The sequence below is a fragment of the Stenotrophomonas sp. 2YAF22 genome (assembly GCF_052114665.1).
Classification (GTDB): domain Bacteria; phylum Pseudomonadota; class Gammaproteobacteria; order Xanthomonadales; family Xanthomonadaceae; genus Stenotrophomonas; species Stenotrophomonas indicatrix.
The window spans coordinates 1-2,356 of the sequence record NZ_JBFRFE010000661.1; the positions used below are offsets into that span (position 1 = coordinate 1).

Consider the following 2,356-nt stretch of genomic DNA (forward strand, 5'->3'; position numbering starts at 1 on the left):
GGGCAGTGGGAGTCATACACCGGTTTTGGTGCGGCTGCCTTTGTCGGCTATTCCACCGCCGATGCGGTTAAGGCCACCCGCAACAGCAAGGCGGTGTACGCCGGTGCAGCGACCAACATCACGTCGCGCTGGTACCTGGACGCCGCCGCGCGCTGGGAAGACCACTCGGACTTCGGCACGGTGTCGACCGGTCGGTTGACCACGCGCTTCGACTTCACCGATGCGCTGGGCGTACGTGCCACGGTCAGCAATGGCTTCCACGCGCCGAGCCTGGGCGCGCAGTTCTACCAAGCCACCGGCAGCTGCCCGTGCGGTACCACGCTGGTGGCGCAGGTCGCTTCGCCGGCAGCAGTGGCGCTGGGCGCTACGCCGCTGAAGCCGGAGAAGGCCACCAACTACAGCCTCGGCGTGACCTGGGACCCGAGCCCGGCCTTCCATCTGGCGGTGGATGCCTACCAGATCGACATCCGCGGCCAGCTTGGCCAGTCCAGCCAGATCGGCTACAACGCGCAGGACCCGGCGCGGGTGACCGACAACAGTGGCACCGTGCTGACCGCCGCGCAGAAGAACACCATCGACGCGCTGCTGGGCACGGCCGGCATCAGCATCCTGCCCGGTGATGCGTTCTATGCCAGCTACTTCACCAACGTGGGCGACACCCGCACGCGCGGCGTGGAGCTGACCCTGGAGGCGAACCAGGAAACGCAGTGGGGCAAGCTGCGCTGGAGCTACGCGGCCAATGTGGGCCGCACCACCATCCAGAAAGTGAGCGCGATTCCGCAGGCGTTGCAGGGGCTGCCGAACATCAACCTGCTGACCAAGTCGAGCGAGTACGCGCTGCGCTTCCGCACGCCGTCGTACACGCAGGTGGCGGGGCTGGGCTGGCAGAACGGGCGCTGGCGTTCGAACGTGGACTTCACCTACTACGGCCCGATCAAGCGCCTGAACAACGGCGTGCAGTACAAGCAGCCGCCGGTGCTGGTGACCAACCTGTCCGGTGGCGTCGAGCTGGGTGCCGGTTGGAGTGCGGCGCTGGGCATCAACAACGTGTTCGACAAGCGCACCCGCAAGGTGCCTGCGTACGCACGCAGCGCCACCGATGTGGCCAGCATCGAGACCACCTGGGACAGCGGTGATGTGCTGAGCAACGTCGGGGCGTTCTGGTACGGGCGCGTCAATTACCGGTTCTGAGGTTCATGTGAAACGTCGCCGGGCATGGCCCGGCGCTACCGAGGAGGGGGTCATGTCTTCTGCATTGAATGTGGTTGCGTTGATTGGTTCGCCGACGGCGTCGGCCAACTCGCGCACGTTGCTGCTGGTGCGGCATCTGCTGGAAGAACTGCGCGAGCGGGTCAACATCAGCGTGGAGCTGGTCGAGCTGGCGCCGATCGCGCGCTCGCTGGGGCAGGCGCTGCAGCGCAGCGAAGTGGAGCCGCAGGTAGAGCGCGCGCTGGCCACGATTGAATCTGCACAGCTGCTGGTGGCGGCCGCGCCGGTGTATCGCGGGTCCTATCCGGGCCTGTTCAAGCACCTGATCGACTTCATCGGGCTGGACGCTCTGGTGGATACGCCAGTGCTGCTGGCGGCTACCGGTGGCAGTGAGCGCCACGCGCTGGTGATCGACCATCAGCTGCGTCCACTCTTCAGCTTCCTGCAGGCGCATACGTTGCCGATCGGGGTGTATGCCACGCCGGCCGACTTCGACGGCGACCGGATCAACAGCGCTGCACTGCAGGCACGCATCCAACTGGCGGCCGAGCGTGCGGCGGGACACGTGGCGCACGTGGCGGCAGCGCTGCCCGCGCCGCTGCGCAGGATCGCCTAGGACGTGGCGGTGCAGCTGCGGCATCTGGCGTTCCTCACGCCGGGAAGCTATCTGCCGGAACAACCACGCGCGGGCCTGGACGCGACGCTGGCGCTGATCGCGTTTGCCGAACAGCTGGGCTATGACGGCGCGTGGGTGCGCCATCGCCACCTGGAACCGGGCATCAGCTCGGCAGCGGTGTTCCTGGCGGCGGCCAGCCAGCACACCACGCGCATCGAACTGGGCAGTGCGGTCATCCAGCTGGGCTACGAAACACCGTTCCGCCTGGCCGAGGATCTGTCCTTGCTGGATGCGCTGGCAGGTGGCCGGCTGCAGGTAGGCGTCAGTACCGGCGCGCCGCCACACGGCGGGCTGGTAGGGCCCTTGCTGTACRACAGCGACCCTGCGCGCATCGACTTTTCCCATGGCCGGGTGGCGCGGTTGCTGGAAGCGCTGCGTGGTGAACCGTTGGGCACCGCCGATGCCGAAGTCGGCAACGCCGCCACGCGCTATCGCCCGCGTCTGCAGCCACATGCGCCGGGGTTGGTGGAC

3 protein-coding genes are annotated in these 2,356 nt (G+C 67.4%); all 3 read left to right on the plus strand.

The window, feature by feature from the left end; translation table 11 throughout:
• Positions 1-1,191: TonB-dependent receptor domain-containing protein (locus tag AB4Y84_RS19620; protein ID WP_442250718.1), on the plus strand; the 1,191-nt coding region annotated here is incomplete at its 5' end.
• A 52-nt stretch (positions 1,192-1,243) separates the two neighbouring features.
• A complete protein-coding gene (gene msuE, locus AB4Y84_RS19625) occupies positions 1,244-1,825 on the plus strand; it encodes an FMN reductase (RefSeq protein ID WP_394196388.1) in 582 nt (193 codons plus the stop codon).
• 3 nt (positions 1,826-1,828) lie between these two features.
• Positions 1,829-2,356, plus strand: a 528-nt coding sequence (locus tag AB4Y84_RS19630) for an LLM class flavin-dependent oxidoreductase (protein ID WP_442250719.1), incomplete at its 3' end; no start/stop codon positions are given.